A 2,150-nucleotide genomic window follows, 5' to 3' on the forward strand; every position below is an offset into this window, starting at 1 on the left:
CCGACCGTCTCCGTCACCCTGGAAGACGCCACCGGCGATATCTACAGCGCCGACGAGATCCGCGACGGCGTCAACGCCACGGTCACCCTGGGTGAAGGTACTCAGGTGGGCGACACCCTGGTGGTGGTCGATGGTAAAGGTAACGAGCTGGTCAACCGCCCGGTGACCCAGGCCGATCTGGATAACGGCGTCAGCGTCACGGTGACCGATTTGAACACCGGTGACACGGCGGTCAGCGTCACTGCGACAGTGACTGACCCGGCGGGTAACACCAACACCACGACGGCGGGAGGCGTGATCGACGCCCAGGCGCCAACCGTCTCCGTCACCCTGGAAGACGCCACCGGCGATATCTACAGCGCCGACGAGATCCGCGATGGCGTCAACGCCACGGTTACCCTGGGTGAAGGTACTCAGGTGGGCGACACCCTGGTGGTGGTCGATGGTAAAGGCAACGAGCTGGTCAACCGCCCGGTCACCCAAGCCGATCTGGAGAACGGGGTGAGCGTCACGGTCACCGACCTGAACGCCACCGACACCGATGTTAGTGTCACCGCGACAGTGACTGATCCGGCGGGCAACACCAACACGTCGACAGCTAACGGCACGATCGACGCCCAGGCGCCGAGCGTCTCCGTCACGCTGGAAGACGCGTCCGGCGATATCTACAGCGCCGACGAGATCCGCGACGGCGTCAACGCCACGGTCACGCTGGGTGAAGGTACTCAGGTGGGCGACACCCTGCTAGTGGTCGATGGCAAGGGCAACGAACTGGTCAACCGCCCGGTGACGCAAGCCGATCTGGATAACGGCGTGAGCGTCACGGTCACCGACCTCAACGCCACCGATACCGCGCTGAGCGTGACCGCCACGGTCACCGATCCGGCGGGTAATACCACTACCACGACGGCGGGAGGTGTAATCGACGCCCAGGCGCCGACTGTCTCCGTCACGTTGGAAGACGCGTCAGGCGATATCTACAGCGCCGACGAGATCCGCGACGGCGTGAATGCCACGGTCACCTTGGGTGAAGGTACCCAGGTGGGCGACACCCTGGTGGTGGTCGATGGCAAGGGTAACGAGCTGGTTAACCGCCCGGTGACCCAGGCCGACCTGGATAACGGTGTCAGCGTCACGGTCACCGACCTCAACGCCACCGACACCGCGCTGAGTGTGACCGCCACGGTCACTGATCCGGCGGGTAACACCAACACATCTACGGCTAACGGCACGATTGACGCCCAGGCGCCGACCGTCTCCGTCACGCTGGAAGACGCCACCGGCGATATCTACAGCGCCGACGAGATCCGCGACGGCGTCAACGCCACGGTCACCTTGGGTGAAGGTACCCAGGTGGGCGACACCCTGGTGGTGGTCGATGGCAAGGGTAACGAACTGGTCAACCGTCCGGTCACGCAAGCCGATCTGGATAACGGTGTCAGCGTCACGGTGACCGACCTCAATGCTGGTGACACCGCGCTGAGCCTCACAGCGACAGTGACTGACCCGGCGGGTAACACCAACACCACGACGGCGGGAGGTGTGATCGACGCCCAGGCGCCGACTGTCTCCGTCACCCTGGAAGACGCCACCGGCGATATCTACAGCGCCGACGAGATCCGCGACGGCGTCAACGCCACGGTCACCCTGGGTGAAGGTACTCAGGTGGGCGACACCCTGGTGGTGGTCGATGGCAAAGGTAACGAACTGGTCAACCGCCCGGTGACGCAAGCCGATCTAGATGACGGTGTCAGCGTCACGGTCACCGATCTGAATACCGGTGATACCGCGCTGAGCCTCACCGCTACGGTCACCGATCCGGCGGGTAACACCAACACGTCGACAGCTAACGGCACGATCGACGCCCAGGCGCCGACCGTCTCCGTCACGCTGGAAGAGGCGTCCGGCGATATCTACAGCGCCGACGAGATCCGCGACGGCGTCAATGCCACGGTCACCCTGGGTGAAGGTACTCAGGTAGGCGACACCCTGCTAGTGGTCGATAGCAAGGGTAACGAGCTGGTTAACCGCCCGGTGACGCAAGCCGACCTGGATAACGGTGTCAGCGTCACGATCACCGACCTGAACGCCACCGACACTGCGGTCAGCGTGACCGCCACGGTCATCGACCCGGCGGGTAACACCAACAC

Annotated in this window: 1 protein-coding gene; it reads left to right on the plus strand. The window is 64.0% G+C overall.

The features are described from left to right. The coding region (locus tag B0H98_RS17105) for a beta strand repeat-containing protein (RefSeq protein WP_208623643.1) at positions 1-2,150 on the plus strand (2,150 nt) is incomplete at both ends.

Source organism: Vreelandella songnenensis, from assembly GCF_003002925.1.
GTDB classification, from domain to species: Bacteria; Pseudomonadota; Gammaproteobacteria; order Pseudomonadales; family Halomonadaceae; genus Vreelandella; species Vreelandella songnenensis.